At 55.6% G+C, this 3263-nt stretch carries 4 protein-coding genes and 1 pseudogene; 3 read left to right on the plus strand and 2 right to left on the minus strand.

Annotated elements, in window-relative coordinates:
- The first annotated feature begins 281 nt into the window (after positions 1-281).
- Together excA and DW49_RS0107385 are read left to right on the plus strand one after the other, a co-directional pair.
- Positions 282-932, plus strand: coding sequence for a plasmid IncI1-type surface exclusion protein ExcA (excA, locus tag DW49_RS0107380; RefSeq protein ID WP_002556019.1), 651 nt, complete (start codon positions 282-284; stop codon positions 930-932).
- 92 nt (positions 933-1024) lie between these two features.
- Positions 1025-2227, plus strand: a complete 1203-nt coding sequence (locus tag DW49_RS0107385) for a secretion/conjugation apparatus DotM-related subunit (protein ID WP_005622046.1) — start codon at positions 1025-1027, stop codon at positions 2225-2227.
- Here the strand turns inward: DW49_RS0107385 and DW49_RS0107390 are convergent.
- Both DW49_RS0107390 and DW49_RS0107395 read right to left on the minus strand, forming a co-directional pair.
- A complete protein-coding gene (locus tag DW49_RS0107390) occupies positions 2217-2594 on the minus strand; it encodes a type II toxin-antitoxin system VapC family toxin (RefSeq protein WP_003344395.1) in 378 nt (125 codons plus the stop codon). The genes DW49_RS0107385 and DW49_RS0107390 overlap by 11 nt on opposite strands.
- A complete protein-coding gene (locus DW49_RS0107395) occupies positions 2591-2791 on the minus strand; it encodes a type II toxin-antitoxin system VapB family antitoxin (RefSeq protein ID WP_005622049.1) in 201 nt (66 codons plus the stop codon). Before DW49_RS0107395 ends, DW49_RS0107390 begins: the two co-directional genes overlap by 4 nt.
- 91 nt (positions 2792-2882) lie before the next feature.
- Between DW49_RS0107395 and DW49_RS0107400 the strand changes: the two are divergent.
- A pseudogene (locus DW49_RS0107400) lies at positions 2883-3263 on the plus strand (thioredoxin fold domain-containing protein); the annotation flags it as partial.

Genomic DNA, 3263 nt, shown 5'->3' on the forward strand with positions numbered 1-3263 from the left:
AAACTCAAGAGAAACTATGAAAGCGTCATAGCAATGGCCTGCGCTTTTCTGTGGCTACCAATGTGAAACGGGAACAGACCCTAGGAGGTCGAGAAGGGGCCAACCTGATGGGCGGCATGGTCGATAACATGAAAGGCATGTTTGGTGCGGCTGGTGGTGGCGCTCAGCGTGTTCCTGGGGTCAAAATGCAACCGAAGAAACCTGACGGTAACGGGGGGGATGGAATTCAGTAAGGCTCTTTGCGTCCAATATTACGAATGTGCTTCTTGGAGTGTGAACTCATGGCTCAACGTCTTAAAACTGGTAAAGAAACATTGATCTGGCTGATCAAGCTTGCCTACATGCTTTTGGCTTTTCCATTCTTACTATTAATTGGGATAGTCATGTTTTTCAGTGTGACATCTGAACACTCCCGGGGCCGAGTCCCAGGTGATGTCTTGGGTACACTTATTATCTGGGCCGCGATATTGATTCCCGTGGGGATATTCATCTATGGCGTACTGAGTCGCCGCCGTCTGCTCAAGCGAGTCACACGAGCCATAAAATCGCCGCAGTTCTTCAACCCAGACCCTACCCATGAGATTTATCACGAGGGTGACGGCAAGTACCTGGGCATCGATACGAAGAACGGTACCATTCTGTACGTGCACCGCATTCGTAAGGGGCAGTTAGATGTGGTGGCTTTGACCATGGACGACTGGACCAACCGCGAGGTGGAAGGCAAGGGCATATTACGCCTCTATACCAAACACCCGGATCTTCCACGGATCGAAATCGGCACACCCTTGGCGCAGCTTTGGTATGACACCCTAGGGGCTATGGAACACAAGCAGAAGCAGTACAGCACCCCGCAACCGTTCAACCGCTATGTGCATGACCGGCTCGAAGCGCTTGAACGTGATCTGAACGTGCAGATCCCACGCCTGGCGTGAAGCCATAACCCCTCCGCAGCTGTTCCCGACGCGCTTTACCTTTCTCTCACACCGCCCAATTCGGGCGGTGCGACTATTTGTGGGGCATCGCAATGCAAAATCGACAATCCCAAGGTGCATGGGAGGGCGAGCAAGCGCAGATGTTATTGGCGCTTTGTGCAGCCGTCCTGTTGTGCTGGATGTTCTTCGATATCTTCGTGTACTGGACCACCTGGACGCTTTATTGGTTATGGAAAATGGTGGATTTTCCCTTCATCCATGCCTGGGCCGGTGGCAAGATCAACCTGCTGGCCGACGTGGCCAACCACGCCAAGGCCGTGACGCTGGATGAATGGCTTGAGGTGATGAACGCCACCAGTGGGATTCTGCTGCTGTTCCTGATACCACTGGTGATTGTGAGCAGTTGGGGGCTGTCGCAGCATTCGGTACTGCCGTTTCGCAGCAAACGCCTGGTGAACATTCACACGTTGCCTGGCTTGGTGAGCCGTTTCGCACCCTCGGTCATCCCGGTGTTGGCTGCGTCTGGTCCCGATGGCCTGATGAACGATACCTCTCCCAGCAATGCCTGGGCGCTAAAGCCCGAGGAGTTTGCCGAACGTTACAACCTGGTGCAGCGCAAAGTGCTGGATCGGGAGGCCGCTCGTGCGGTGTTCGAGGAGCAGGTCGGAGATGTCCATAATGGACTTCTGGACTTGACACCCTATGAACGGGCCTTGTTGGCCGTATTCGGTCTGCAGGTATTCCTCAATGACCGCAAGGCAGCGACCCGGTTGCTCGATGACCTGAACCGTTCCTGCATGATCAAGGGGTTGTTGCGGCGCAAGACCTTCTCGTTGACGCCGCTGTACGGCTTGGCCGACGCGGGGTTTGATCGCGTTGCAAAAGCACCGGGCGTCAGTGAGTGGCTGCAAAGCCATAGGTCGATGCGCACCGCGCTGGTGGCCTTGTATGGCCGCGATCTGCGCTTGGCGCCGGCGCGCTTTCGCTGGCTCAAGGGGGTTAACCGCACGTTGTGGTATGCCCTGCACAGTGCCGACACGGCCAAGGTGTTTGTGGAAGGCGCTGGTGTTCAGGCTCAGGCGCGGGCAGAAGTCCATGCCAGTAAGCTGGGGCTGCCACGTCCTGGGTTGATGGTGACCCAGGCCATCGATGGCTTGCAGGCCGAGTTGGAAAGCATCGGTCTGGTATTTGCGCGACATGTCATCACGCCTAAACGCCGGGAGGCCTCTGACCTTCCTGTCATGACGGCGGTGTATGCCGCGCAGCCACCTGTGGTTGATGAGCCTAGTGAGTAGGAGGCTGGTATGACACGGCCATGCGGCTAGCCAAACGCTCCAGGCGCTTGTCTAACGTCCAAAGCGCTGTGCCGCTCAATAACGCGGAGGCCAGGAGCGTCATATCCACCAGCCCACAGCCCAGGCCATAGAGCTTGTGGGTGTTCAGAAAGGCGATGACTTCACTCACCGTGGGTTGTTGTGCACCTCGTAGGTCGCCAAGGTCGGTCAAGGTGTTCGAACGATCAGGCGGCGTACCACACGCCAGTTCTCCGATCACCATGGGGTGTATGAGTACCCGGTCCTGGCTGAGCAAGTTCACCAGTTCTGGACTGTTGTTGCGAAAGTGCTCAACCCAAACGGAGGTGTCTACCAGGACGCCTTTCACAGTGCCTTCTCGTGTCGGCGGTCGATGTCTTCCATCGCTGGCAGTGTGGCCCCTAAAGCCATCAATCGTTTAGCCGCTTGAATGCGCACAAACGTCTGAACGGCTTCACGGAACAGGTCGGCCTTATCCATCGCCGGATCGGCGACTTCCAGAGCACGTTGGTACAACGCATCGTCGATGGTAACAGTCGTTCTCATGATGACTCCTTGCTTCAATTTTGATGTAACTCTACATCAAATTTGATTCAAAAAAGCACTATTAATTCTTTACCTTAAAAGAGGAAACCCCATGGCCTCGGCATCTTTGCGCGCCCCGTTTTCGGTGGACATCCAAGGCGATCAGCTGGTTGTCTATCAGGCAGATCAGGCAGAAGATATCGTGACACGCACGATTTGCACCCTGGACCTTCGCCATCAGCACTCGTTTTATCTGAGCAATGACGGTGTGGTCTGCCGTGATGTTCAGGGTTTTGAATTCTCTCTTGAAACCTATGACAGTGACGAAACCCATGAGCTACTGACCGCACTGTCGCGGGCTTTGCTGCGCCATGGACGACGCAAGACCCTGCAGCGTCTGATGGGCGTGTTCGTGCTGTTTGTTGTGCTTTGCCTCGGTGCCTCATGGCTTGGCCGAGCGCTTGAATGGCCTTTTGCAATGCCGGCGGCGCAG

The organism is Pseudomonas avellanae BPIC 631, assembly GCF_000444135.1.
Classification (GTDB): domain Bacteria; phylum Pseudomonadota; class Gammaproteobacteria; order Pseudomonadales; family Pseudomonadaceae; genus Aquipseudomonas; species Aquipseudomonas avellanae.

What these genes read in the sequence shown, in the direction of transcription:
- excA (WP_002556019.1), top strand. Translation starts at nt 282, where the DNA reads ATGGCTCAACGTCTTAAAACTGGTAAAGAAACATTGATCTGGCTGATC.
- DW49_RS0107385 (WP_005622046.1), top strand. Translation starts at nt 1,025, where the DNA reads ATGCAAAATCGACAATCCCAAGGTGCATGGGAGGGCGAGCAAGCGCAG.
- DW49_RS0107395 (WP_005622049.1), bottom strand. Translation starts at nt 2,791, where the DNA reads ATGAGAACGACTGTTACCATCGACGATGCGTTGTACCAACGTGCTCTG.